Below are 25,131 nucleotides of genomic sequence, written 5' to 3'. Positions count from 1 at the left end.
GCAGTGAGCAATATTCCCGAGACCGGTCGCACCTCACGGGTGCAGATCCGGCTCGTCGTCATCCAGATCCTCGTCTTCTCCCTCCTGCTCACCCTCGGCGGCCGGCTCTGGTACCTGCAGATCCGCAACGGCGACCAATACACCGCCGAAGCCAAGAACAACCATGTCCAGCAGGTCGTCCAGCCCGCCGTGCGCGGCTCCATCCTCGACGCACGCGGGGTGCCGCTCGCCGACAACGAGACCCGGCTCGTGGTCTCCGCCAGCCGCACCAAGCTGCTGAAGATGGCGGACGACGGCAAGGCCGTCCTCACCCGCCTCGCAGGCGTACTGGGCATGAAGCCCGCCGACGTCATCGCGAAGGTCAGGCTCTGCGACGCGAAGACGCCCAAGCCCTGCTGGAACGGTTCGCCCTACCAGCCGATCCCCGTCACCGAGGACGCCACCACCCAGCAGGCCCTCCAGATCCGCGAGCGCACCGAGGACTTCCCCGGCATCACCGCCGAACCCACCGCCGTACGCAGCTACCCCGGCCCCGGCGGCGTCAACGCCGCGCAGGTGCTCGGTTACCTCGGCCCGGTCACCGACAACGAGGTGGCCAAGTCGGAGAAGACCGACAACCCGCTGCTCCGCTCCGACCAGGTCGGCCGAGCCGGCCTGGAGTCGATGTACGATCAGCAGTTGCGCGGTAAGTCGGGTGTCACCCGGTACGAGGTGGACAACCTCGGCCGGGTCATCGGCAAGGCCGGCGACACCCCCGCGGAGCCCGGAAGCTCCCTCGTCACCAGCATCGACTCGCGGATCCAGGCGATCACCGAGAAGGAACTGGTGACGGCCATGAAGAACCTCCGCAAGACGTACGACTCGGTGACCCACAGCAACTACAAGGCCGACTCCGGTGCGGCCGTGGTGATGGACGTGCACACCGGCCGGATCATCGCGATGGCCAGCGCCCCGACCTACGACCCCAACGTCTGGAGCGGCGGCATCTCCGCCAAGGACTACGCCAAGCTCACCAAGACCTCGTCCAACTATCCGCTGCTGAACCGGGCCATCCAGGGGCAGTCGGCGCCCGGTTCGACCTTCAAGGTCATCTCCACCAGCGCGGCGGTCAACGCCGGATACGCGCCCGACGGCGGCTATCCGTGCACCTCGTCGATGTCCATCGGCAACCGGGTCTTCAAGAACTTCGAGGGCGAGAGCTTCGGCGACATCAGCCTGGGCAAGGCACTCGAGGTCTCCTGCGACACGGTCTTCTACTACCTGGCCTACGACCAGTGGAAGAAGGACGGCGGCAATCACCCCAAGCACGCAAAGGACTGGTTCTTCAAGACGGCCCACCAGTTCGGGCTCGGCAAGAAGACCGGTATCGACCTGCCCGACGAGGTGACCGGCCGCGTCCCGGACCGCGCCTGGAAGCAGGCGTACTGGGAGGCCAACAAGGACCTCTGGTGCAAGCAGGGCAAGAAGCACGGCAGCTACGTCGAGCAGATCGAGTACGAGAACTGCACCGACGGCAACCAGGTGCGTGCCGGTGACTCCGTCAACTACGCGATCGGCCAGGGCGACACGCTCCTCACTCCGATCCAGGAAGCCGTGATGTACTCCGCCATCGCCAATGGCGGCACGATGTACCAGCCGAGCGTCGGCAAGGCGATCATCAGCGCCGACGGCAGGACGGTGCAGCCGATCAAGCCGACGGTCGCGGGCAAGCTGCCCGACACGAAGAAGACCGTCTCGTACATCGACAAGGCGCTGGAAGGCGTGGTCACCAGCGGCACCGCGGCCTGGCAGTTCGGCGGCTGGCCGCAGGACAAGATCGCACTGCACGCCAAGACCGGTACCGCGGAGGTCGCCGGCAAGCAGACCACGTCCTGGCTTTCGACCTACACCAAGGACTACGCGATCGTCATGACGATCTCCCAGGGCGGTACCGGATCCGGTGGTTCGGGTCCCGCGGTCCGCAAGATCTACCAGGCCATGTACGGCCTCGACGGCAAGGGCAAGCAGGACCTCAAGAAGGCGCTGCTGCCGAAGCCGCAGACCGCCCTGCCGAAGATCTCCAAGGACGGCACCATCGAGGCGCCGACGGTCACCGCGTACAAGCCCGACTCGAAGCCGACGCTGCCCGCGAACGGTTCCGAGGCGCTCGCCGCCACCACAGGCCGGAGGGACTGAACCATGGGCGGTTTCTCCGTAGCCCGGTACGCGCCCACCGAGCAGGGCCTGTGGTCCAAGCTGTCCGCCCGCGACTCGCTGGTACGCAGGCTCGACTGGCCGTTGCTGCTGTCGTCGCTGGCGCTGTCGTTCATCGGTGCCCTGCTGGTCTACTCGGCCACCCGCGGACGTGACTCGCTCACCCACGGCGATCAGTACTACTTCCTGCTGCGCCACGCCATGAACACCGGCATCGGCTTCGGCCTGATGGTCGGCACCATCTGGCTCGGCCACCGCACCCTGCGCGGAGCGGTGCCGGTGCTCTTCGGGATCTCCGTGCTGCTGATCCTCGCGGTCCTCTCGCCGCTCGGGCAGACGGTCAACGGTGCCCATGCCTGGATCGTCATCGGCGGTGGGTTCTCCCTGCAGCCCTCCGAGTTCACCAAGATCACCATCATCCTGGGGATGGCGATGATCCTCGCCTCCCGGGTCGACGCCGGGGACCAGGCACACCCCGACCACCGCACGGTGGCCAAGTCGCTGGGCGTGGCCGTCGTTCCGATACTGATCATCATGCTGATGCCGGACCTCGGCTCGGTCATGGTGATCGCGATGATCGTCCTCGGTGTGCTGCTGGCCTCCGGTGCGTCCAAACGCTGGATCCTGGGGCTGCTCGGCGCGGGTGTGGCCGGCGCCATCGGCGTCTGGCAGGCCGGGCTGCTCGACCAGTACCAGATCGCCCGGTTCGCCGCCTTCGCCAACCCCGCCCTGGATCCGGCAGGCGTCGGCTACAACACCAACCAGGCGCGGATCGCGATCGGCTCGGGCGGACTGACCGGCACCGGCCTCTTCCACGGCTCGCAGACCACCGGACAGTTCGTTCCCGAGCAGCAGACCGACTTCGTCTTCACCGTCGCGGGCGAGGAGTTGGGCTTCCTCGGCGCCGGACTGATCCTCGTCCTGCTGGGCATCGTGCTGTGGCGCGCCTGCCGGATCGCCCGGGAGACCACCGAGCTCTACGGGACCGTCGTCGCGGCCGGGATCATCGCCTGGTTCGCCTTCCAGGCCTTCGAGAACATCGGCATGACGCTGGGCATCATGCCGGTCGCCGGTCTGCCGCTGCCGTTCGTTTCGTACGGCGGATCGTCGATGTTCGCGGTCTGGATCGCGATCGGCTTGCTGCAGTCGATCCGGGTGCAGCGGCCGATAACTGCCTGACGCCCGTCCACGGGCTGCCCGGCGGGCGGCGCCGGGCAGCCGGCTGCCGGGGTAGCCTGGATGGTCACCCCTGCCAGCCCAGCGAAAGTCGCCGAACATGTCTGTCGAGTCGGTCTTCCCCCGCCTGGAAGCCCTCCTGCCGCAGGTGCAGAAGCCCATCCAGTACGTGGGCGGAGAGCTCAACTCCACCGTGAAGGACTGGGACTCCTGCGACGTCCGCTGGGCCCTGATGTACCCGGACGCGTACGAGGTCGGGCTCCCGAACCAGGGCGTCATGATCCTCTACGAGGTACTCAACGAGCGCGAGGGCGTCCTCGCCGAGCGCACCTACAGCGTCTGGCCGGACCTCGAAGAGCTGATGCGCGAGCACCAGGTGCCGCAGTTCACCGTGGACGGACACCGCCCGGTCAGGGCGTTCGACGTCTTCGGGCTGAGCTTCTCCACCGAACTCGGCTACACCAACATGCTCACCGCCCTGGACCTGGCGGGCATTCCGCTGAACTCCAAGGACCGCACCATCGACGACCCGATCGTCCTCGCCGGCGGCCACGCGGCCTTCAACCCCGAGCCGATCGCGGACTTCATCGACTGCGCGGTGATCGGTGACGGCGAGCAGGCCGTGCTGGAGATCACCGAGATCATCCGCGCCTGGAAGGCCGAGGGCCGCCCGGGCGGCCGTGACGAGGTGCTCTTCCGGCTGTCGCGGACCGGCGGCGTCTACGTCCCGCGGTTCTACGACGTCGAGTACCTGCCCGACGGCCGGATCGGCCGGGTCGTGCCGAACAGGTCCGGCGTGCCGTGGCGGGTCTCCAAGCACACCGTGATGGACCTCGACGAGTGGCCCTACCCCAAGCAGCCCCTCGTCCCGCTCGCCGAGACCGTCCACGAGCGGATGTCCGTGGAGATCTTCCGTGGCTGCACCCGCGGCTGCCGTTTCTGCCAGGCCGGCATGATCACGCGCCCCGTGCGGGAGCGAAGCATCACCGGCATCGGCGAGATGGTCGAGAAGGGGCTCAAGGCGACCGGCTTCGAAGAGGTCGGGCTGCTCTCCCTCTCCTCGGCGGACCACAGCGAGATCGGCGACATCGCCAAGGGCCTCGCCGACCGCTACACCGACGACAAGGTCGGTCTGTCCCTGCCGTCCACCCGGGTCGACGCGTTCAACGTCGACCTGGCCAACGAGCTGACCCGTAACGGCCGCAGGTCCGGTCTCACCTTCGCCCCCGAGGGGGGTTCCGAGCGGCTGCGCAAGGTCATCAACAAGATGGTCTCGGAGGAGGACCTGATCCGCACGGTCTCCACCGCGTACGGCAACGGCTGGCGCCAGGTGAAGCTGTACTTCATGTGCGGCCTCCCCACCGAGACCGACGAGGACGTGCTGCAGATCGGCGACATGGCGGTCAACGTCATCGCCGAGGGGCGCCGGGTCTCCGGCCAGAACGACATCCGCTGCACCGTCTCCATCGGCGGCTTCGTCCCCAAGCCGCACACGCCGTTCCAGTGGGCCCCGCAGCTGTCCGCCGAGGAGACCGACGCCCGGCTGGCCAAGCTCCGCGACAAGCTCCGCGGCGACAAGAAGTACGGCCGCTCGATCGGCTTCCGCTACCACGACGGCAAGCCCGGCATCGTCGAGGGCCTGCTCTCGCGCGGTGACCGCCGGGTCGGCTCGGTCATCCGCGCGGTGTACGAGGGCGGCGGCCGTTTCGACGGCTGGCGCGAGTACTTCAGCTACGACCGCTGGATGAAGGCCGCCGAGCAGACCCTGCCGGACTTCGGCGTGGACGTCGACTGGTACACCACCCGGGAGCGCACCTACGAAGAGGTGCTGCCCTGGGACCACCTGGACTCCGGCCTCGACAAGGACTGGCTCTGGGAGGACTGGCAGGACTCGCTCGACGAGACCGAGGTCGAGGACTGCCGCTGGACGCCGTGCTTCGATTGCGGGGTGTGCCCGCAGATGGACACTTCCATCCAGATCGGGCCGACCGGCAAGAAGTTGCTGCCGTTGACGGTCAAGTAGCGGACGCCTGCGCCCGGTCACGGAACCACGTGGCCGGGCAGCGTCGTCCGGGGGGACATGGTGCAACTGCAGAAGACGCCGCAGCCCGGCCCGGAACCGGAGCCGACGGGGTGTCTGACCACGGTGATCAGGATCCCGGTGCGGATCGTGGTGCTGGTGGTGGTTCTGCCGCTGCGGCTGGTGTGGGACGCCCTCACCGCCTGCGGCCGGGCCGGCCGGCGCCTCACCGCCGGGGCGGGCCGTTTGCTGTACGCGTACCTCCTCGTACCGCTCGGTTACGTGCTCCGGTTCGTCGCCATGACTCTTTTCGTCTGGCCCTGGGTCGGCCTCTACCGGTATCTGCTGACGCCGGTGGGCCACGGCATCGCCGTGCTGGCCCGGTATCTGGTCGCCGTACCAGCGGCCTGGCTGTACCGATGGGTGCTGACGCCGTTGGGTCACGGGGTCACGGCGCTGATGCGGTGGCTCGGGGCGGCTCTGGGATGGCTGGTGCGGTACGGACTCGTGGTGCCGGTGGGGGCGCTGTACCGGTGGGTGCTGACGCCGTTGGGCCACGGCGTGGGCGCACTGGGCCGCTGGTGCGGGGTCGCCCTGGGATGGCTGGGCCGGGCGCTGTTCGTGTGGCCATGGGTGGGGCTGTGGCGGTACGTGCTGGTGCCGTTGGTCCAGTACGGCGTGGTGGTGCCCGTGGTGTGGGTGTACCGGCAGCTCCTCACCCCGGCCGGCCACGGACTGGCCTGGTTCACGCGCTGGACCGCACGCGGTACCGGCCTGGTGCTCGCGGCGCTCGGGCGGTGGCTCCTCGTCGTACCGGCTGTCGCGCTGTGGCGGTTCGTTCTGACGCCCGTCGGCCGCGCCCTGCGTGTCGTGGGGCGCGAGATCCTGGACGCCTTCGGCTTCGCCTGGCGTGTCGTCGGCCACATCTCGCGGGCCGTGGGCCGCGCGCTGAAGTGGCTCGGCTGGAACCTCCTGGGGCGCCCGGTGCGCTGGATGTGGCAGGGAGTGGTGGCACCGGTGGGGCGCTGGGTGCACGGCCACATTCTGCGCCCGGCCGGACGGGCCGCGGCCGAGGCCGGTCGCAGCGCCCGCGCCGCGCTGCGCTCCGCGCGCGAAACCGTACGGCAGGTCCGGCGCGACGCCTGGCACGCGATGGCCGGCGGAGCCCGTCCGAGCGAGGTACGGGAACCTGACGGGGCCGCGGCGCGTACTCTGGGTGTGACAACGACTGTCCCCGACGCGGCACCGGGGCCCGAGATCTCCTTGCTGGGCGACAAAACCGCCGAGCCGGGGTGAGCCGGGCCCGGTACCCCGGGAACCCCGCCGTAGGGCGGCGCGCCCCCCGCGCCGGCCCCGCACCGAGGAGAAGAACCACTGGGCAAGCGACAGCCCGAAGGCCCGCCGCCCGCACCGGCGGTGCAGCGCATCCGACTGCGCTACACCAAGCGCGGCCGCCTCCGGTTCACCAGCCACCGTGACTTCCAGCGCGCGTTCGAGCGGGCACTGCGCCGGGCCGAGGTGCCCATGGCGTACTCGGCAGGTTTCACACCGCACCCGAAGGTCTCGTACGCCAATGCCGCACCTACCGGCACGGGCAGCGAGGCCGAGTTCCTGGAGATCGCCCTCGCCGAGAAGCGCGATCCCGAAGCGCTGCGACTGCTTCTCGACCAAGCACTGCCGGACGGCCTGGACATCACCGACGCCGTCGAGGCACGGACCTCCGCTCTCGCCGACCGGCTGACCGGGTCCGTATGGGAGATGCGGCTGGACGGTGTCGCGCTCGACACCGCCGAGCAGGCAGTGGCGGCGTTCCTGGCAGCCGAGGCCGTCGAGGTGCAGCGCAAGACCAAGAACGGCGTCAGAACCTTCGACGCCCGCGCCGCGGTGGCCGGCCTACAGGCTGTGCGTCCGGCGTCCGATAGGCCGGGGGGTGTGCCCTGTGCGATACTGCGGCTGGTTGTGCGGCACGTGACACCTGCCGTCCGGCCCGACGACGTCCTGTCCGGTCTCCACGCTGTGGCCGACCTGGCGCCGCCGGTCGCCGCATCGGTGACCAGGCTGGCGCAGGGGCTCTTCGACGAGGAGTCCGGAACGGTGACCGACCCGCTCGCGCCCGACCGCGAGGCAGCTCCGGCCGCTATCACTGTGGCCGCCGGGACGGCCTCCCCCTAGCTTCGCCGGGGGCCGCCGGCGGCAGCAGTCCGGACGGTCCCGCCGCGCAAGGACAGTCGCCGCGTAAGAACAGTCGTTGCGCAGCCCTGGGATCCGGGAGCCACCTGGATCGGGCGGCGCACTGACCAGAAGACTTTCGCCAGGCCGTACGTACATCGCGTAGGGAACCGGCGAGCCAGACATCAGCTCCCGTGCGGCGCCCGCGCCCCGGACGAGCGGAACCGCGCTTCAGCCGCGGACCGTGCCGGACCGGAAACAGACGCGGCGCCCGGGAGCGTGACGGGAGAACCGCCCGCATGCCCCAGTCGAACGAATCCGTTACCAACGGAGCCAACGAGAACACCGGCGAGAACGCCGGTCCCGGCGACACGCTTCCCGTGCGCCGCAGGCGCCGAGCCGCGTCGCGCCCCGCCGGGCCGCCGACCGGCGCGGAGAGCGCCGGTAAGGCACCCGAGACCGTCGCGACCACCGTGGCGGAGACAGTGGCACCGGCCATACCGCCCACCGGGAGTACCGCGCCGAGCGCCGAGGTCACCGCCGGGACGGCGCCGCCCGCCCGCCGCCGCGCCACCCGCAAGGCGACCGCACCGGCCGGCCCCGCCCAGGCCACCGAGCCCATCAGGACCGCCGAGTCCGCCGAGCCGGCCGAGGCTCGGGCCGCCGTCGAGGAAGCCGCCGCAGAGGCGGCTCCGCGTCGCACCCGCCGCCGTACGTCCGCTCCGGCCGGCGCCCCGCAGGCCGAGGCCGTGACCGAGGCCGCCGTGCCGCAGGCCGAGACCCCGGCACCCGCCCGGGCCCGCCGCCGTGCCACCCGCGGAACCACCGCCCCCGTTGCGGAGCCGCAGACCACCGAGGCCCCCGTGGCCGCTGCTGAGCCGGAGACCGTTGTGGCCGATGCACCCGCCGCCGACGAGCGTCCCGAGACGCAGGACGCCGCCCCGCCGCGTGCCCGTCGCCGCGCCACCAGGAAGGCGACCGCTCCCGCTGGTGCGCCGCAGAGCGCCGAGGCGCCGGTGGCAGACCGGCCCGAGACCGTACAGCCCGCAGCCGTCGAGCCCGAGGCCGCTTCGGCCGGTCAGGCTGGAGAGGCGCAGGACGCCGCTCCGCCGCGTGCCCGTCGCCGTGCGACCCGTAAGGCGACCGCACCGGCCGCAGAGGCACCCGCAGTCGAGGCACCGGCTGCCGAGACACAGGTCACCGAGGCGCAGACCGCCGAGGCGCCCGCCGCTGAGGCGCCGCGCGGACGTGGTCGCCGTCGTGCCACCTCGCCCGCCGCCACGCCACGCTCCGAGGCCGCCCAGCCCGAGCCCGTGCAGCCTGTTGCCGCCGCCGAGAGCCTGCCGGAGGCCGTCGCCGAGACGCTCGCCGAGGAGACCGAGGAGCGGGCCGAGGCCGCGCCGCGCGGACGTAAGCGCCGCAGGGCGGAGTCCCCGCAGTTCACCGCCGTGGGCGAGAAGCAGCCGGCGAAGCAGTCCGAGAAGCAGGCCGAGAAGCAGGCCGACAAGGAGAAGGCGCCGGAGCCCGCCGAGCCGGGGCGTTCGCGCCGCCGGTCGGCCCGCCCGGCCGTCGCCGTGTTCCAGGCGCCGGTCTTCGCCGAGCCGATGTTCCAGACGCCGGAGACCGCGGCGGCCGCTGCCGCCGCCCGGCCCACCGAGCAGGCCGAAGCCGTGGACGAGGACGAGACCACGGAGCAGACCGCCACGGCGGACCGGACCGCCGAGTCCGCTCCGCAGGGCACCCGCGGCCGTCGTCGCCGTCGCCGGGGCGAGCCCGCCGAGGCGGAGAAGGCCGAGCGGTCCGAAAGGGTGCCCGAGCCGGCCGCCGTACCCGCTGCCGAAGAGCCCGTCGAGGAAGAGCCCGAGACCGTGCAGGCGGAGGACGTGCAGTCCGAGGAGCAGGGGGGCGAGGAGTCCGACGAGTACGGCGACCGTCCGTCGCGCCGTCGCCGCCGGGGCGGCCGTCGCCGCCGCCGCGGCGAGGCCAGTGACGCGGACGACCGCGCCGACGACGAGGCCGAGGACACCGAGGAAGCCGAAGCGCCCGCCGGAGCGGCAGCCGCTCCCGCCGTCGCGGAGAGCGACGAGGAAGAGGACGACAACGGTCCGGCCGGCTCCAGCAGCAGCCGTCGCCGCCGTCGCAGGCGCCGTCGCAGCGGTGACGCGGGCACCGACGCCGACGCGGTGGCCGACGACCCGGAGCGTACGGTCGTCAAGGTCCGCGAGCCGCGCAAGAAGGAAGAGCGCGAGCCCGGTACCGGCTTCGACGAGGTGCAGTCCATCAAGGGCTCGACCCGTATGGAGGCGAAGAAGCAGCGCCGCCGCGAAGGCCGTGAGCAGGGTCGCCGCCGGGTGCCGATCATCACCGAGGCGGAGTTCCTGGCGCGCCGGGAGGCCGTCGAGCGGGTCATGGTCGTCCGCCAGTACGGCGAGCGCACCCAGATCGGCGTCCTCGAGGACAACGTGCTCGTGGAGCACTACGTCAACAAGGAACAGGCCACCAGCTACGTCGGCAACGTCTACCTGGGCAAGGTCCAGAACGTCCTGCCGTCGATGGAGGCCGCGTTCGTCGACATCGGCAAGGGCCGCAACGCCGTCCTGTACGCCGGTGAGGTGAACTTCGAGGCACTGGGCATGGCCCACGGGCCGCGCCGCATCGAGACCGCGCTCAAGTCCGGCCAGTCGGTGCTCGTCCAGGTCACCAAGGACCCGATCGGCCACAAGGGTGCCCGGCTGACCAGCCAGGTGTCGCTGCCCGGCCGTTACCTGGTCTACGTGCCCGAGGGGTCGATGACGGGCATCAGCCGCAAGCTGCCCGACACCGAGCGTTCCCGGCTGAAGACCATCCTCAAGAAGATCGTCCCGGAGGATGCCGGCGTCATCGTCCGCACCGCGGCGGAGGGTGCCAGCGAGGACGAGCTGCGCCGCGACGTCGAGCGTCTGCAGGCGCAGTGGGAGGACATCCAGAAGAAGGCGAAGGGCAGCGGCAGCACCAACGCGCCGACGCTGCTCTACGGCGAGCCGGACATGACCGTCCGGGTCGTCCGCGACATCTTCAACGAGGACTTCTCGAAGGTCATCGTCAGCGGTGACGACGCGTGGGACACCATCCACGGCTACGTCGCCCATGTCGCCCCCGACCTGACCGACCGGCTCTCCCGCTGGACCTCCGAGGTCGACGTCTTCGCGACGTACCGCATCGACGAGCAGCTGATGAAGGCGCTGGACCGGAAGGTCTATCTGCCGAGCGGTGGCTCGCTGGTGATCGACAAGACCGAGGCGATGGTCGTCGTCGACGTCAACACCGGGAAGTTCACCGGCCAGGGCGGCAACCTGGAAGAGACCGTCACCAAGAACAACCTGGAGGCGGCCGAGGAGATCGTCCGCCAGCTGCGGCTGCGCGACCTCGGCGGCATCGTGGTCGTCGACTTCATCGACATGGTGCTCGAGTCCAACCGGGATCTGGTGCTGCGGCGCCTGCTCGAATGCCTGGGCCGGGACCGTACGAAGCACCAGGTCGCCGAGGTGACCTCGCTGGGTCTGGTCCAGATGACCCGTAAGCGGGTCGGCCAGGGCCTCCTCGAGTCCTTCTCCGAGACCTGCGTCCACTGCAACGGGCGTGGCGTGATCGTGCACATGGAGCAGCCGACCTCGGCCGGTGGCGGTGGTGGCGGCAAGCGCGCCAAGAAGCGCGGCCGCGGCGCGGCGACCGACGAGCACGACCACACGACCGAGCACGACCACGTGGACGAACTCGCCGAGCACGACGAGGCGCACGGCCACGAGCCGGAGGCCGAGCCGGCCGCCGCGGTGACGCCGGACTCCGTCGATTCCTTCGCCTCCTTCGTGCCGGACGAGGAGCTGTACGGCAGCGCCGCGGAGGCGGAAGCGGCCGCGACCCGCACCCGTGGTCGCCGCCGCGCCACCCGTAAGGTGTCGGCCCCGGCCGGCGCCCCCCGGGAGGCGCGGCCCGAGCCGGCCGCCGAGGCACCGGCCGCGGCCGAGCCGGTGTCCGAGCCCGAGCCCGTTCCGGCGGAGCCCGCCCAGGAGGCCGCCCCGGCCCGTACCCGCCGCCGCGCGACCCGCAAGGCGACGGCCCCGGCCGGTGCCCCGAAGGTGTCCGACGAAGCCGCCGAGATCGTGGTCGCCGAGGCCCCGGCCCCGGTGGCCGACGAGTCGGCTGCCGAGCCCCAGGTCGAGGCCCCCACGGCCGCCGCCGAGTCCGCGCCCCCGCGGGCCCGCCGCCGCGCCACCCGCAAGGCAACCGCTCCCGCCGGGTCCCCGGCCGGGTCGACCGAAGCGGCGGTCGTCGTGGTCGAGGCCGCTTCGGACGAGACCGCTCCGGCCGAGACCCCCGCTCCGGCGGAGGCCGCGGCGGAGTCCGAGTCCGAGCCCGCGGCCCCGGCCAAGAAGACGGCCGCCCGCAAGGCCGCCAAGAAGGCACCGGCGAAGAAGGCGACCGCCAAGAAGGTAGCCGCCAAGACGACGGCGGCGAAGAAGACGACCACGGCCAAGAAGACGACGGCCAAGAAGGCCTCGAAGAAGACCGTGGCCGCCGAGCAGGCATCACCTGCGGGAACGTCCACGGACGTCCCGCAGGACTGACCCGAGCCGCAGTAGTTCACCGTGGGCCCCGTCGATTCGACGGGGCCCACGGTGCGTTCACGTCAGGGACGGCGGACCGGGCCGGATCTCTCCGCTGCGCAGTAGCAGATTCTTCCTTTAACCTGCTCGAAACATGCTATGAAAACCCTGATAATGTGACGCCCATCGTTGCCTGTTGCCCACATACTGCGCAGGCTCCGATCGCTTGTCGGTCGCTCATGTGACAAGCCGATACACATCATTGCGTAAGTCATCCTTTGGGGGAAACTGGGTGATTTGCCCGATGAAGGCAGTAATAACGTCGGCCTTGTGTCGGGGGGTCAGCAGGGCTTCGTAAGACGTCCGCACACCTCAGAACTTGTGCCGCTCAGAGCTCTTGCGGTGTTCAAGGAGGACGTCCATGTCGAGCGTGAACAGGGAGCCGATCCCTGCGGCCCGGCCGGTCATCGGCGAGGAAGAGATCGACGCCGTCGTACGCGTTCTGCGTAGTGGCCGGGTGGTGCAGGGCCCGGAGGTCGCCGCCTTCGAGGAGGGGTTCTCGGAGTTGGTGGCAGGACGGCACTGCGTCGCCGTCAACTCCGGTACCTCGGCGCTGCACCTGCTGCTGCTGGCCCTGGGCATCGGCCCCGGCGACGAGGTCATCGTCCCGTCGTTCTCCTTCGCGGCGTCCGCCAACGCGGTCCGCCTGACCGGGGCCGACGTCGTCTTCGCGGACATCGAGGCCGACAGCTTCTGCCTGGACCCGGCAGCCGTGGAAGCCGCGATCACCCCGCGTACCGCGGCGATCATGCCGGTGCACCTGTACGGACACCCGGCCGCGATGGACCGGTTGATGCCGATCGCCGAGAAGCACGGCCTCGCTGTCGTCGAGGACGCCTGCCAGGCCCACACCGCGGCTCTTCATGGCACGCCGGTGGGCGCTTTCGGCTCCGGTGGCACCTTCAGCTTCTACCCCACCAAGAACATGCACGCCCTGGAGGGCGGCATGGTCACCACCGCGGACGCGGAGATCGCACGCACTTTGCGTCTGCTGCGGAACCAGGGCATGGAGCAGCGGTACGCCAACGAGATCGTCGGCGCCAACATGCGGATGACGGACGTATCAGCGGCCGTCGGCCGCGTACAGCTCGGCAAGGTGCTCGACTGGACCGAGCAGCGCCGGGTCAACGCCGCCTACTTCGACCAGCACATCACCGCATCGAACGTCACCGGCCCGTCGGTGGCGGAAGGCGCGCGTCACGCCTACCACCAGTACACCGTCCGTATCGAGGGCGACCGTGATGCCGCGATGCGGCAGTTGACCGAGGCCGGTATCGGCAATGCCGTGTACTACCCGACCCCCATCCACCGGCTGAAGCCGTACTGGGAGCCGGACCAGAAGGCAGGCCGTCACTGGGAGCTGCCGGAGACCGAGCGGGCGGCCGCCGAGGTCGTCTCGCTGCCGGTGCACCCTTCGCTCACCGCGGAGGACCTGGACCGCATCGTCGTCGCCGTCAACGAGCTGGGGGAGAACCAGTGACCGCAGGACTCAGAGCCGGACTGATCGGGCTGGGCTCGATGGGCCGCAACCACGCGCGTGTGCTGGCCGGCCTGGACAACGTCCGCCTCGTCGGCGTCGTCGACCCGATGGGCGACACGAACGGCTGGGCGCAGGGTGCCCCCGTCCTCTCCACGGTCGAGGAACTGATCGCGCTCGGTATCGACTACGCCGTCGTCGCCTGCCCCACGGCACTGCACGAACAAGTCGGCCTGCAGCTCGCCGACGCAGGGATCTGCGCACTGATCGAGAAGCCGCTCGCCGACACCGTCGCGGGGGCCCGCCGTCTGGTCGAGGCCTTCGAAGCGCGCGGCCTGGTGGCCGGCGTGGGCCACATCGAACGCTGTAACCCGGCGCTGCGCTCGCTGCGCACGCGGCTCGAGGCCGGCGAGCTCGGTGAGGTTTTCCAGGTGGTCACCCGTCGGCAGGGCCCCTTCCCGCACCGAATAGCCGACGTGGGAGTGGTCAAGGACCTCGCCACCCACGACATCGACCTGACGGGCTGGGTGACCGGCCGTCGCTACGAATCGATCGCCGCCCACACCGTCCACAAGAGCGGCCGCGCACACGAGGACATGGTCTCGGTGGCCGGCCGGCTCACCGACGGCACCATGGTCAACCACCTGGTCAACTGGCTCAGCCCGTTGAAGGAGCGCTTCACCTCGGTGACCGGTGAGCGCGGCAGCTTCATCGCCGACACCCTCACCGCGGACCTGACCTTCCACTCGAACGCGGCGGTGGCCACCGAGTGGGAGGCGCTGCGGGCGTTCCGCGGCGTGTCCGAGGGTGACATGGTCCGGTACGCCATACCCAAGCGCGAGCCGCTGCTGGTGGAACACGAACTGTTCCGGGACGCCGTGCTGGGCACCTCCCAGGACATCTGCACACTGCGGGACGGGCTTCGTGCGGTGGAGGTGGCCGCAGCAGTGCTCGAGTCCGCCGCGAGCGGACAGACCGTCACCATCAAAACGGAGGAACTCGCGGCTCATGGGGCCTGACAACATCACGGCGCTGCGGAGCGGCAGTCGTGGCCGGATCGTGATGCTGGTCGACAACGGCGTGAACGGTGATTCCCGGGTACAGAAGGAAGCACGCTCTGCAGCCGAGGCCGGCTGGGACGTGGTGTTGCTGGGAAAATCGCCCAACAAGCGTGAGCAGAACTGGCAGATCGGTGGAGCGGAAGTCCGGCTGCTGTCCGTTCCCCAACCGATGCACCGGCGTCGGCATGAGTACCGCAGGGCAGTGTTGCGCTCCCCGCTGGCCTACCGGCCGGGCCCCCTCGCTGCCTATCGAAGGCAGAAGATGAAGGCCTGGCGCGCAGACCTGAATATCAGCCTCATCGAGGCGACAGCCACAGGCTCGGCAACCTCGAAAGCGAAGCTCGTGGTGCCACGGCTCAGTGCCAAGGTGCTCAGCCGATGGGTCGAGCTGCGGTTTCGGAAGACGAGCGCTCTGGAGCAGCGCCGTCGGCAGATGGATTCCCCGCTCGACCGCTTCACCACGGCCATGTGGCAGCGCTTGATGGGTGGGAGGGCCTGGCGGAAGCTCGACCCGTATCTGCTCGATCTTGAGTTGGCGTACGGCAAGGTGATCGACGAGCTCAAGCCCGATCTCATCCACGCCAATGACTTCCGCATGCTCGGCGTCGGAGCCCGGGCGACGCTGCGGGCGAGGGCGGGGAAGCGTGACGTCAAGCTCGTCTGGGACGCGCACGAGTACCTGCCGGGCATCAAGCCGTGGAATTCGCACCCGCGATGGCACGTCGCGCAGTGCCTCCACGAGTTGGAGTACTCGAAGTACGCCGATGCTGTGACGACTGTTTCCGCGACGCTGGCAGACATGCTGGTGGAGCGGCACGGGCTCAAAAGGACGCCGGACGTGATTCTCAATGCCCCTGACGGGGAGGTTTCGCGCGAGCATGCCGACGAGCCGGTACCTGATCTGCGTGAACTGTGCGGCATCGGCGCCGACGTCCCGCTCTCCGTATACAGCGGTGCCGCGGCCACCCAGCGCGGGCTCGACATCATGGTCGAGTCACTTCCCCGACTCCCGGGCGTGCACGTAGCGTTCGTCGTGCTGCGGCCGACATCGGCATACATGAACGGCCTTGTGGAACGCGCCGAGGAACTGGGCGTGGCCGATCGGGTGCACATCCTTCCCTACGTTCCGCACTACCAGGTCGTCCCCTTCCTGGCGGCAGCGAATGTCGGGGTTATCCCGATTCATCATTGGCCGAACCATGAAATCGCCCTTATCACGAAGTTCTTCGAGTACTCGCATGCGCGACTTCCCTTTGTGGTGAGCGATGTCAAAACGATGGGTGACATGGTTGCGAAGACAGGGCAGGGCGAGGTCTTCAAAGCCGATGACGTCGAGGACTACGTCCGCGCGGTGAAGGCAGTACTGAAGGAACCGAAGGCTTATCGCGCGGCCTACGACGTTCCCGGGTTGCTGGAGCAGTGGACATGGAAAGCACAGGCGGAGGCGCTCGACCGCGTTTACCTGGCGCTGGTTCCCGGAGGCGCGAGCGAGACCGTTGAGGACTCTGCCGAGGTGATGGCATGAGCAGCAGGTCCGATGTTCCCGATGTCACTGTCGTTGTTGCCGTCTACAACACGATGCCCTATCTCACCGAGTGCTTGAACTCGCTCGTGGGGCAGACGATCGGCCGGGGCCGGCTCGAGGTCGTGGCGGTTGATGACGGTTCGACGGACGGAAGCGGGCCCGAACTCGACCGCTTCGCCGCGGACTACCCGGACACCGTCAAGGTGATCAGGCAGCCGAATTCCGGAGGCCCCGCCGCGCCGAGCAACAGGGCGCTCGATGTGGCAACGGGCCGGTATGTGTACTTCATCGGCTCCGACGACTACCTGGGCGAGGAAGCGCTGGAGCGGATGGTGGCCTGCGCGGACGAGCACGGGTCCGACGTCGTGGTCGGGAAGATGATCGGGACCAACGGCCGTTACGTACGCCAGTCGCTCTACAAGGCCAACGACCCGGACATCAGCCTCTACGGTCCTGAACTGCCCTTCGCGCTGGCCAATACCAAGCTTTTCCGTCGCGAGCTGGTGGAGAAGTACAATCTTCGCTTCCCCGAGGATCTCCCGGTCGGCAGCGATCAGCCGTTCACCATCGAGGCGTGCGTGCGCGCCCGCAAGATATCCGTGATCGCTGACTACACCTGCTATTACGCGGTGAAGCGCGGCGACGCCAGCAACATCACCTATCGTGCGAATCATCTTGCTCGGCTCCGCTGCGTTTCCGAGATCATGAAGCGCGCCGCCGATCTGATCGGGCCGGGCCCGGATCGGGATGCTCTGTTCAAGCGCCACTTCACCTGGGAGCTCTCCAAGCTCATCCAGGACGACTTCATCCGCCTGGACGCGCGGACACAGGACGAGGTGTGCGCGGGAATAGGAAAACTGGCGGACGCTTACTTCACGGACGCTCTCAGCGACTCCATGGGTGTGAAGCGCCGGACGAGGCTGCGGCTCGCGCAGCGGGGGGCTCTTGATGAGCTCTGCCGCGCGATCAAGGAGGAGGCCGAGTACGGCGCCCCGCCCTTCTACCTTGAGGAAGGCCGTGCCTTCGCGCGCTATCCGGGCTTTCGGGACGGCGAGTCAGGACTGCCCGACCGTTGCTTCGAGATCCTTGGCGAAGTAGTGGCGGGCCGCCTTGCGGCCGATACCGAGTTGGTCTCCTCGGACTGGCAGCAGGACGGCGAGAAACTCTGGCTGGACCTGGCGATACGGATCGGGGTCGTCGGCGATACCGCTTCGGCTGTCGTCCGCCTCGCTCACGGTGCCATGCCGGAGAGCGCGGACAAGGCCCGCGCACGAAAGCTGCCGACGACGTACCAAGCACCCCCTGCCCCGGGTGAGTTCCAACGCGAAACCGCGCCTGACGGGCGCGGGACGATCCTGCGAGCCAGGATCCCCATCGAACGCACGACCGCCAAATACGGAGTCCGCGCCTATGTGGACATCGCCGGCGCGACGTACGAAATACCGGTGCATGGCAAGGACCTCCCCATGCCGTTGGCGCGCCGCTGGGGGGCCGAGAGCCCCTACAAGGTCGCCGCACACGTGAACTCGAAGGGCCGCATGGTGGTCAACACCGAACCGCTCTTTCCGCCCAAGGTCTCCCTGGGAACGCGACTGCGGTCCCGGCTGACCGGTGCCCAGCCCGCGAAGAGGAAGTAACCCCATGAACATCTGTGTAGTCGCCCTCGGCAAGATCGGGTTGCCGCTCGCGGTGCAGTTCGCGGCCAAGGGCCACCGGGTGATCGGCGCCGACGTCAACGAGAAGGTCGTGGAGCTGGTCAACGCCGGCACCGAGCCCTTCCCCGGGGAGCACGACCTGGACGTCAAGCTCAAGGAGACGGTCAGCGCCGGGCTGCTGACGGCGACGACCGACACCGCTGCCGCCGTCGCCGTCTCCGAAGCCGTTGTCGTTGTCGTACCGCTCTTCGTGGACGCCGAAGGTGTCCCGGACTTCGGCTGGATGGACTCCGCGACCCGAGCGATCGCCGCCGGCCTCAAGCCGGGCACGCTGGTCAGCTACGAGACCACGCTCCCCGTAGGCACCACCCGCACCCGCTGGGCGCCGATGCTGGAGGAGGGCTCGGGGCTGATCTCAGGCCAGGACTTCCACCTGGTGTTCTCGCCGGAACGAGTGCTCACCGGCCGTGTGTTCTCGGACCTGCGCCGCTACCCGAAGCTGGTCGGCGGCATCGACGACGCTTCCGCGAAACACGGCATCGAGTTCTACGAATCCGTCCTGGACTTCGACGAGCGCGCCGACCTGGCTCGCCCCAACGGGGTCTGGGACCTGGGCACCGCGGAGGCGTCCGAGCTTGCCAAGCTGGCGGAGACGACCTATCGCGACGTCAACATCGGCCTGGCGAACCAGTTCGCACGCTTTGCCGACCAGCAGAACATCGATGTCCTGAAGGTCATCGAGGCTTGCAACTCGCAGCCCTACAGCCACATTCATCAGCCGGGTATCGCCGTCGGCGGCCACTGCATCCCGATCTACCCACGGATGTATCTGTGGAACGACCCGTCGGCGACGGTTGTGCGCTCGGCGCGTGAGGCGAATGCCGCGATGCCGGAGTACGCGGTGGACCTGCTGGCCGCCGCATACGGTGATCTGACCGGCGTCGACGTCCTGGTGCTGGGCGCGGCCTACCGGGGAGGCGTCAAGGAGACGGCCTTCTCCGGCGTCTTCCCGACCGTAGAAGCCCTGAAGGCGCGGGGCGCCACCCCCTACGTGTCGGACCCGATGTACACGGCCGAGGAACTGGTCGCGCACGGTCTCACCCCGCACGCCGGTGAGCGCGTCACCGCGGCGATCCTGCAGGCCGACCACGCCGAGTACCGTGAGCTGGCGTCGACCGACCTTCCGGATGTCCGGGTGCTGGTCGACGGTCGCCGCACGACCGATCCCGCTCGCTGGGAAGGCGTCCGTCGCGTCGTCATAGGCGGCTGACCGAGCTGAGGTGGGCCCCCGGGGGCCCACCTCGTCGCTTATCCGACCGGACCGGCCTCGATCAGAGCGTCCGGACCGTTCTCGCGGTACCGCTCGCCGGTCTGCGGGCACTCCCACACACCGGCCTCCCCTGCACGCTCCACGAGCTTGACTCCGGCGCGGCCGACCCAACCGACCCTGCGGGCCGGGACACCGACGACCAGAGCGAAGTCCGGAACGTCCTTCGTGACCACCGCACCGGCCGCGACCATGGCCCAGCGGCCGAGTCTCACCGGGGCGACACACACGGCGCGGGCGCCCACCGATGCGCCTTCGGCGATCTTGACGCCGACCGCCTCCCAGTCCCCTCCGCGCTTCTGCTTTCCGTCGGGGTCGACGGAGCGCGGGTTGTGGTCATTGGTGAGTACCACTGCGGGACCGATGAAGACACCGTCGGCGAGCTCGGCCGGTTCGTACACCAAGGCATAGTTCTGGATCTTGACGTTGTCACCGATCCGCACTCCTGTACCGACGTACGCTCCACGGCCGACCACGCAGCCCGAGCCGAGTCGAGCCTGCTCGCGGATCTGAGCGAGCTCCCAGACGCTGCTGCCCTCACCGATCTCGGCGGTGTCATCCACCTGCGCGGAGGGCTGAACCCTGTAGTTCACTGAACAACTGCCTTTCAGAGGGTGGCTTCGACCAGCGAGCTTACGGGGTCGCCCGGGCGGAGCAGCAGGCTGTCGTAATCACCCTGCACGGCCGTCCAGTCCCATTGGGACAGCGCATATCGGGATGCGGCTCGGCCGTGCAGGGACCGGGTGGATTCGGACTCTGTGACGGCGAGAATTCTGTCTGCGGCCTGCTGCGGGCTTGTGACGACCCAGTCCTCGGGAAAAAGCGTGCGTGCACTGTGCGGTCGGCCTGCCACGAACGGCCAGTCCCGGACCACGGGCACGGCTCCGGAGGCCGCACCTTCCATCAGGCCGACGTGGCAGCCTTCCCGTACCGAACTACTGAGGATCACGCCGACGCCGGCCGGCACGCTCGGGACGTCGTCGCACGGTCCCAACCGGTGTACAGCAGCGGAACGCTCCAGTTCTGCGAGATCGTTGTCCAGCGCTGCCTGGTATGCCGCGGCGGCGGCACTCGCACCGGCGTTGAGACCCGCGCCGACCATGAGCAGGTGATAGCGCTGGTCCCGACTGCGGAGAAGACGCGGCACTTCCACGGCCCAGCGTGGATCCTTCGATCTGCCCTATCCCCACCAAGCCAATGGTGAACCGTGCCTCCTCGCGTTTGGGACGGTCGAAGCGCTGCAGGTCCAGGGCGTTGTGCAGGAAGCGGAGTTGCGGTGCGTCGGCAGCCGTCAGGCGGGGTACCGCGGCGATGGTCAACTCCCGCATGTGTTCGGCGATGAAGACGACGTCGTCCACTCTGGAGAAGTCCATGATGTGCGGCCAGTACGTGAACGACTCGTATATGTGGAGTTCGAACGATGATCGGGCACGGCCGGTGGCACTGCAACGCAGACGAGCGGTAAAGCCCGCCGGGTCGTCCGACAACGGCGAGCGGAGCCCATCAATGTGCGGTACCCGATGGAAGGCCAACTGCACGGCCGTGGCGAAGCTTTTGGCGGCCGCCTTCTTGCGACCTGCCTTGAAATGGGCGTCCGCGCAGGCCAGCTCTGCCGAGTACACCTGGACCAAGTGGCGCGGTACGACCCCTCGCGAGAGTTGAAGCTGAGCGGCCTCGCTCAGCACGTCAGCCTTGAGCCTGCTGTCCCGAATGCGGTGACTGGCGACACCCATGATCCGCTCCGTAATGCACGGCCACTTGCTGTGGGCCATGCGGGCACCAGCCGTTCGGGCAACCGAGGCCAACAACTCATCGAGGATCTGCGGTACTGACACAGCCAGGCTCCACTACTGAATCCGCATCCCGGACCGTACGGTCATTCGGGAGCAAGCGAAAATCCCTGATGGCCTGCGTGGCCAACGGGACACCGAACACGACGGGAATCCACATCAGCACGCCCAGCCGGTCGGCTTCCTGGGCCAGCGGATGTGCGACGACCTGCGAGACACCGGTCAGCGCGGCCGCCCAGACGAGCGGGCCGAGTCCACGGCCGTAGCGCAGCAAAGCCCAGAGGGCGAGCGCGGTGAGCGCCAGGAAGAGGGGCATCGCTGCCTGTTCCGCGATCCAGTGCTGCCAGTAGCGCAGGTCGAGTGCAACAAGCCGGTTCCAGGGGTTCGCGACCTCCGGGGAGCGGAAGTGCCTGGTGAAGGTGTCCTGGAGAGTGACTTCGGAATTCGGCAGCGCGAGGATTTTCATCACGAGTGCGATCGCGGCGGCTGAGCCTGCGGCTGCTCCGGGCAGCAGGAGAACTCGCCGGGAGCGCCGCACGCACCAGGACACGAGTGTCGTTGCTGCGATGAGAGCCGCCAGGAGCAGCGCAGTCGAATAGCGAGTGACGGCACACACCGCGAGTGAGCCGGCGAACAGCATCGCGCCCGGCAGGTACTTGCCTCGTATGATCACCAGGCCGCCCCACAACGTACCCAGGACGCAGACGGTGACCACCCCCTCGCTGAGCGCCTGAAGACTCCACCAGCCCAGCGGCGACACGAGAAAGGCGATGTGGCCGATCGCGGCCCGAGGCGGGGAGAGCCCGACGTGGCGCAGCAGTCCGAACACCAGGAGAGCGCCGGCGAGGGACATCACCAGGCCAAACCCACGCATGCCGTGCAGCACGCCGAAGGCTCCGATGAAGGGAGCGACGACCAACGGATAGCCGGGTCGGGATGAGAAGATCGATTGGTAGCGGGGGTCACCCGTGGTGATGTCCGGGGCATTGTTCCAGCGCTTGAGGCACGTCTTGGGGTCAGCCTTCGCTCCGTGCGCCAGTGGATCCAGCCGCCTCTTCTCCGTATCCGCCGAGGCCCGACTTGTGCAGAACGCCTCGAGCGCGGTGCGATGTGCCTCTTCCCGAGACTCACCGAGCCGCTGTTCGGCCGCACGGGCGTAGCGGTACGAGTCCGGGAAGAGAGTCCAGGACGAGCCGGCAGTGAGCTGCAGCAACACGTAGACGACGGAGATCAGCAGCGGCAATCGCCACGTGTGGTGGAGCAGGGTCGAGCGCGGCATCTGGAAGCCTCGATGTACACAGAACGTGACGAGAGCGTCAAGCTAGCACGGCGCGACTCACTCTTGTGAGTGTGTGCCTCGCCTCCAGTGGGCCGTCAAGCACGGGCTGGGCCTTCTGTGCCGTTCCGGCGGGCTGCCCAGCCCAAAGGAGGCTCCACGACGAAACGGAATACCTGGCGGACCGGCGGCGTGCACAACAGAGTGACGACTGCGATGGCGCTCAGCGTCACCGCAACTCTGCCCAGGGGAGTGCCAAGGAACTCCAGGTCGTCGTACCAGCCGAGATAGTTCGCCCCCCGGATGACGAAGCCGTGCAACAAGTAGCCGTAGAGGGTGCCTGCGCCTAGCGCGGTGATCCACAGCCGACGGCCGGGCACCCAGGCGAAAAAGCATCCGCCGAGCACCAGGGCGCAGCCGAAGAGGGCGAGCGTCATGATTCCGCCCACCCAGAAGGGCGCTCCCAAGTCCTGCGCGTTTGAGCTCCTAAAGAACCACGCGTGGTTCATGCGCGGCTCTGTCCAGTACGCCGCCAACAGTGCGACCGCGCACACGGGAATCGCCGCCAACCGCACGCGCGTGGTCCGCAACAGCTCGAAGTGGTGGGGGCGCAGCCGCATCCCCAGCACGTAGAACGGCAGGAACTGCAGCACCCGCTCCAACTGCAGGTCCCCGCCGATGCCGTGCCCCATCGCACCGACCACGGCGATCCCCAGCGACACCGGCACGGGCCAGCGCAGCGCCTGCCAGATCGGCGTCGTCAACCGCCAGAGGAAGAGCGCGGGCAGGAACCACAACAACCAGTACGGATCGGCCGGTGACAGCGGGAAGCTCGAATCTCTGAGGACCCGCTCGAAGAGCGTGTAGGCCACCTCGAAGACCGCGTACGGAACCAAGAGGGTGGTGACCAACCGCCAGGCCCGGTCGGGCCGTAGATCGAAGTTGCGCGAGAGATAGCCCGAAATCAGGATGAAAACCGGCATATGGAAGGTATAAACGAAGGCGTAGACCGCTGCGACGATTCGGCCGCTGTCGGGCAAGGGCTCCCATGAGTGGCCGGCCGCCACCAGGATGATCGCGAGGTACTTCGCGTTGTCGAAGTACGGATCACGCGCTGAAGACTTCGGCTTTGGGGGTACCGAAGCGGACACGGGGGCGACTTCTTCCCGATGGGTGGGGGTTTTGAGGGAAGTCATCCGGGGACTCTAGCCGCACATAGCTCAGGCGGACAGGTCTCACTCGTTCACCACTTGGAGATCGTCCAGTTCGCCCTCGGCCTGCTGGCCTGGATGCCAACGCGCGTGCTGACCGGCAAGCCCCGCCCCTGGGGCCCCGCAGTCTGCGGCTCCGTCTCTTCAACAAGGCCAGCGGCCGGAGTCCGCCTTCGCCTGCGAAGTGGATCCTGCAGGTCGGGCCGCCCGGGAGCCTCCGGGTTCGCTTGTCTCTTGTCAACTGCTGTGGGTTGGCCCGATCAGGAGGGAGTTTGCATCCCCATATTCGCCATATTCGCACGGGTGGTGCCTGATGGTGCCTTATCAATAACCTGACCTAATACTGAGTATGAAGGCCCGTAGGGTTTCAGGTGTAGTCGCGAAAATAGTGTTGGGTTGGTCACTCTCTCGGACTTTTATAGTTCCATCGCAAGTAGCCGAAACATTAAGGCAGTTGGATCCGTCCGGGCTGAAAGTAGACTTCTGCCAGTCGTCTTGGGACATGCCCGTCCTCTCTCAGATGCTGTGTGCGATACGGCGAATGAGATCGCGCGACTCGGCGAGACCCAGGGAGCCGGTCTCCATCCGGCCGAGGACCGTCCGGTATTTGGCCAGATGAGCTTCCGCGTCCAGGAAGGCGCAGCCGTGGTGTGTGTCGAGCTGGACGGTGTCCAGCTCGGGAACCGAGCCGGAGATGTAGTCGATCGACTGGCCGTTGCCCGGGTAGCTCGCTCGCGTGAACGGAATCACTCTGATCGAGATGTGGTCGTGTTCGCTGAGCTCGACAAGGTGGGCGAGCTGGGCGCGTGCCGTTTCCGGACCGCCGTACTGCATGTGCAGGGCGGCCTCGTGCAGGATGGCTGTGTAGCGGACTGGCCGTTCCCGGTGGAGGACGACCTGCCGCTTGATCCTATGGGTCAGCCAGTGCTCGGCCTCGTAGGGACGGAATGGCGGAACCGCTTCCCGCAGCAGAGCTCGGGTGTGATCCGCGGTCTGGAGCAGCGCCGGGATGTGGATGGCGAGTGCCACGCGCAACTCGCCGGCATGGTGCTCCAGTTCGGCGATATCCAGTAGCTCGGGCGGCAGGAAATCTCGGTACTCCTCCCACCAGCCCCGGACGCGTCGGCCTGTCATGGCGGCCAAGGCGTCCATGAGGGCAGAGTCCTGGCAGGCGTAGCTCCGGGCCATGGCTCGCACCCGGTCTGCGCCCACCGGATACCGGCCGGCTTCGATCATGCTGATGCGGGCCTGGTTGACGCCCAGCCCGCTGGCGGCCTCAGTCGAGGACAGGCCGGCCTTCTGGCGCAGTTTTCGCAGCTCCGCGCCCAGGCGGCGCTGTCGCAACGTGGGGGCACTGATGGGTGGCATCACAGCTCCTTTCCGGCCGTACACCCGGCGGCTTCGTCACCCACAGTGGTCAATCGTGCGCAGATATCACTCAGAACGTAGTAGTTCTCTTACTTTCAGTCCTAGGGTGTGAGCCAAGCCACTCGCTGAGCGGTGTCGCAAGACCGGAAGCGCACCGTCCCCACCTGGGCGGCATTGCCACCGTGTGACGTCGTCGAAAGCAAGTGAGTCGACTCCCTTTCTCCGTAGGAGGCGTTCGTG

General features: G+C 68.5%; 17 protein-coding genes. 11 read left to right on the top strand and 6 right to left on the bottom strand.

The genetic code is table 11. The features are described 5' to 3' along the window. The first annotated feature begins 3 nt into the window (after nt 1–3). The 11 genes from mrdA (at nt 4) to AB0M87_RS05070 (ending at nt 19,189) form a co-directional block, all read left to right on the top strand. Entirely contained in the window at nt 4–2,175 is a 2,172-nt protein-coding gene (mrdA, locus tag AB0M87_RS05120; protein ID WP_365850949.1) for a penicillin-binding protein 2, read from the top strand. Nucleotides 2,176–2,178: 3 nt separating this feature from the next. Continuing rightward, entirely contained in the window at nt 2,179–3,372 is a 1,194-nt protein-coding gene (gene rodA / locus AB0M87_RS05115) for a rod shape-determining protein RodA (protein ID WP_365850253.1), read from the top strand. 97 nt (nt 3,373–3,469) lie between these two features. Beyond that, on the top strand, nt 3,470–5,392 hold the full coding sequence (locus AB0M87_RS05110; protein ID WP_365850252.1) for a TIGR03960 family B12-binding radical SAM protein: 1,923 nt from the start codon (nt 3,470–3,472) through the stop codon (nt 5,390–5,392). 57 nt (nt 5,393–5,449) lie between these two features. Beyond that, complete coding sequence (locus tag AB0M87_RS05105; protein WP_365850251.1) at nt 5,450–6,685, top strand: hypothetical protein; 1,236 nt, start codon at nt 5,450–5,452, stop codon at nt 6,683–6,685. A gap of 120 nt (nt 6,686–6,805) precedes the next feature. After that, complete coding sequence (locus AB0M87_RS05100) at nt 6,806–7,561, top strand: TIGR03936 family radical SAM-associated protein (RefSeq protein WP_365850250.1); 756 nt, start codon at nt 6,806–6,808, stop codon at nt 7,559–7,561. 296 nt (nt 7,562–7,857) lie between these two features. Beyond that, nucleotides 7,858–12,162, top strand: a complete 4,305-nt coding sequence (locus AB0M87_RS05095; RefSeq protein WP_365850249.1) for an Rne/Rng family ribonuclease — start codon at nt 7,858–7,860, stop codon at nt 12,160–12,162. Nucleotides 12,163–12,562: 400 nt separating this feature from the next. Next, nucleotides 12,563–13,681, top strand: a complete 1,119-nt coding sequence (locus AB0M87_RS05090) for a DegT/DnrJ/EryC1/StrS family aminotransferase (protein ID WP_365850247.1) — start codon at nt 12,563–12,565, stop codon at nt 13,679–13,681. Further along, a complete protein-coding gene (locus AB0M87_RS05085; RefSeq protein ID WP_365850246.1) occupies nt 13,678–14,697 on the top strand; it encodes a Gfo/Idh/MocA family oxidoreductase in 1,020 nt (339 codons plus the stop codon). The genes AB0M87_RS05090 and AB0M87_RS05085 overlap by 4 nt, the downstream gene beginning before the upstream one ends. Continuing rightward, a complete protein-coding gene (locus AB0M87_RS05080) occupies nt 14,687–16,264 on the top strand; it encodes a glycosyltransferase family 4 protein (protein WP_365850245.1) in 1,578 nt (525 codons plus the stop codon). The genes AB0M87_RS05085 and AB0M87_RS05080 overlap by 11 nt, the downstream gene beginning before the upstream one ends. Further along, entirely contained in the window at nt 16,261–17,901 is a 1,641-nt protein-coding gene (locus AB0M87_RS05075; RefSeq protein ID WP_365850244.1) for a glycosyltransferase family 2 protein, read from the top strand. Before AB0M87_RS05080 ends, AB0M87_RS05075 begins: the two co-directional genes overlap by 4 nt. A gap of 4 nt (nt 17,902–17,905) precedes the next feature. Beyond that, nucleotides 17,906–19,189: a nucleotide sugar dehydrogenase gene (locus AB0M87_RS05070; protein WP_365850243.1), complete on the top strand. Its 1,284-nt coding sequence runs from the start codon at nt 17,906–17,908 to the stop codon at nt 19,187–19,189. A gap of 38 nt (nt 19,190–19,227) precedes the next feature. Here the strand turns inward: AB0M87_RS05070 and AB0M87_RS05065 are convergent, their stop codons facing one another. The 6 genes from AB0M87_RS05065 to AB0M87_RS05040 all read right to left on the bottom strand — a co-directional run bounded on the left by AB0M87_RS05065 (nt 19,228) and on the right by AB0M87_RS05040 (nt 24,891). Next, nucleotides 19,228–19,839 carry an acyltransferase gene (locus AB0M87_RS05065; protein ID WP_365850242.1) on the bottom strand — a complete coding sequence of 204 codons (612 nt, stop codon included), beginning with the start codon at nt 19,837–19,839 and terminating at the stop codon, nt 19,228–19,230. 14 nt (nt 19,840–19,853) lie between these two features. Then, nucleotides 19,854–20,399, bottom strand: coding sequence for a hypothetical protein (locus AB0M87_RS05060; protein WP_365850241.1), 546 nt, complete (start codon nt 20,397–20,399; stop codon nt 19,854–19,856). Nucleotides 20,400–21,055: 656 nt separating this feature from the next. Next, on the bottom strand, nt 21,056–22,315 hold the full coding sequence (locus AB0M87_RS05055; RefSeq protein WP_365850240.1) for a hypothetical protein: 1,260 nt from the start codon (nt 22,313–22,315) through the stop codon (nt 21,056–21,058). Between the two features lie 95 nt (nt 22,316–22,410). Continuing rightward, nucleotides 22,411–23,463 carry an acyltransferase family protein gene (locus AB0M87_RS05050; RefSeq protein WP_365850239.1) on the bottom strand — a complete coding sequence of 351 codons (1,053 nt, stop codon included), beginning with the start codon at nt 23,461–23,463 and terminating at the stop codon, nt 22,411–22,413. Between the two features lie 384 nt (nt 23,464–23,847). After that, a complete protein-coding gene (locus AB0M87_RS05045) occupies nt 23,848–24,027 on the bottom strand; it encodes a DUF397 domain-containing protein (RefSeq protein ID WP_365850238.1) in 180 nt (59 codons plus the stop codon). A 12-nt stretch (nt 24,028–24,039) separates the two neighbouring features. Then, a complete protein-coding gene (locus AB0M87_RS05040; protein WP_365850237.1) occupies nt 24,040–24,891 on the bottom strand; it encodes a helix-turn-helix transcriptional regulator in 852 nt (283 codons plus the stop codon). Nucleotides 24,892–25,131 lie beyond the last annotated feature (240 nt).

It is taken from the genome of Streptomyces sp. NPDC051320, assembly GCF_040682175.1.
Taxonomy (GTDB): domain Bacteria; phylum Actinomycetota; class Actinomycetes; order Streptomycetales; family Streptomycetaceae; genus Streptomyces.
Note: the sequence above shows the minus strand (reverse complement) of the source record. Positions and strands in the feature narration are given on the sequence as shown.

Bases quoted from the DNA above. Each gene is read 5' to 3' on its own strand.
- rodA (WP_365850253.1), top strand. From the start codon at position 2,179: ATGGGCGGTTTCTCCGTAGCCCGGTACGCGCCCACCGAGCAGGGCCTG.
- AB0M87_RS05110 (WP_365850252.1), top strand. From the start codon at position 3,470: ATGTCTGTCGAGTCGGTCTTCCCCCGCCTGGAAGCCCTCCTGCCGCAG.
- AB0M87_RS05105 (WP_365850251.1), top strand. From the start codon at position 5,450: ATGGTGCAACTGCAGAAGACGCCGCAGCCCGGCCCGGAACCGGAGCCG.
- AB0M87_RS05095 (WP_365850249.1), top strand. From the start codon at position 7,858: ATGCCCCAGTCGAACGAATCCGTTACCAACGGAGCCAACGAGAACACC.
- AB0M87_RS05090 (WP_365850247.1), top strand. From the start codon at position 12,563: ATGTCGAGCGTGAACAGGGAGCCGATCCCTGCGGCCCGGCCGGTCATC.
- AB0M87_RS05080 (WP_365850245.1), top strand. From the start codon at position 14,687: ATGGGGCCTGACAACATCACGGCGCTGCGGAGCGGCAGTCGTGGCCGG.
- AB0M87_RS05075 (WP_365850244.1), top strand. From the start codon at position 16,261: ATGAGCAGCAGGTCCGATGTTCCCGATGTCACTGTCGTTGTTGCCGTC.
- AB0M87_RS05070 (WP_365850243.1), top strand. From the start codon at position 17,906: ATGAACATCTGTGTAGTCGCCCTCGGCAAGATCGGGTTGCCGCTCGCG.
- AB0M87_RS05055 (WP_365850240.1), bottom strand. From the start codon at position 22,315: ATGCCGCGCTCGACCCTGCTCCACCACACGTGGCGATTGCCGCTGCTG.
- AB0M87_RS05045 (WP_365850238.1), bottom strand. From the start codon at position 24,027: ATGTCCCAAGACGACTGGCAGAAGTCTACTTTCAGCCCGGACGGATCC.
- AB0M87_RS05040 (WP_365850237.1), bottom strand. From the start codon at position 24,891: ATGCCACCCATCAGTGCCCCCACGTTGCGACAGCGCCGCCTGGGCGCG.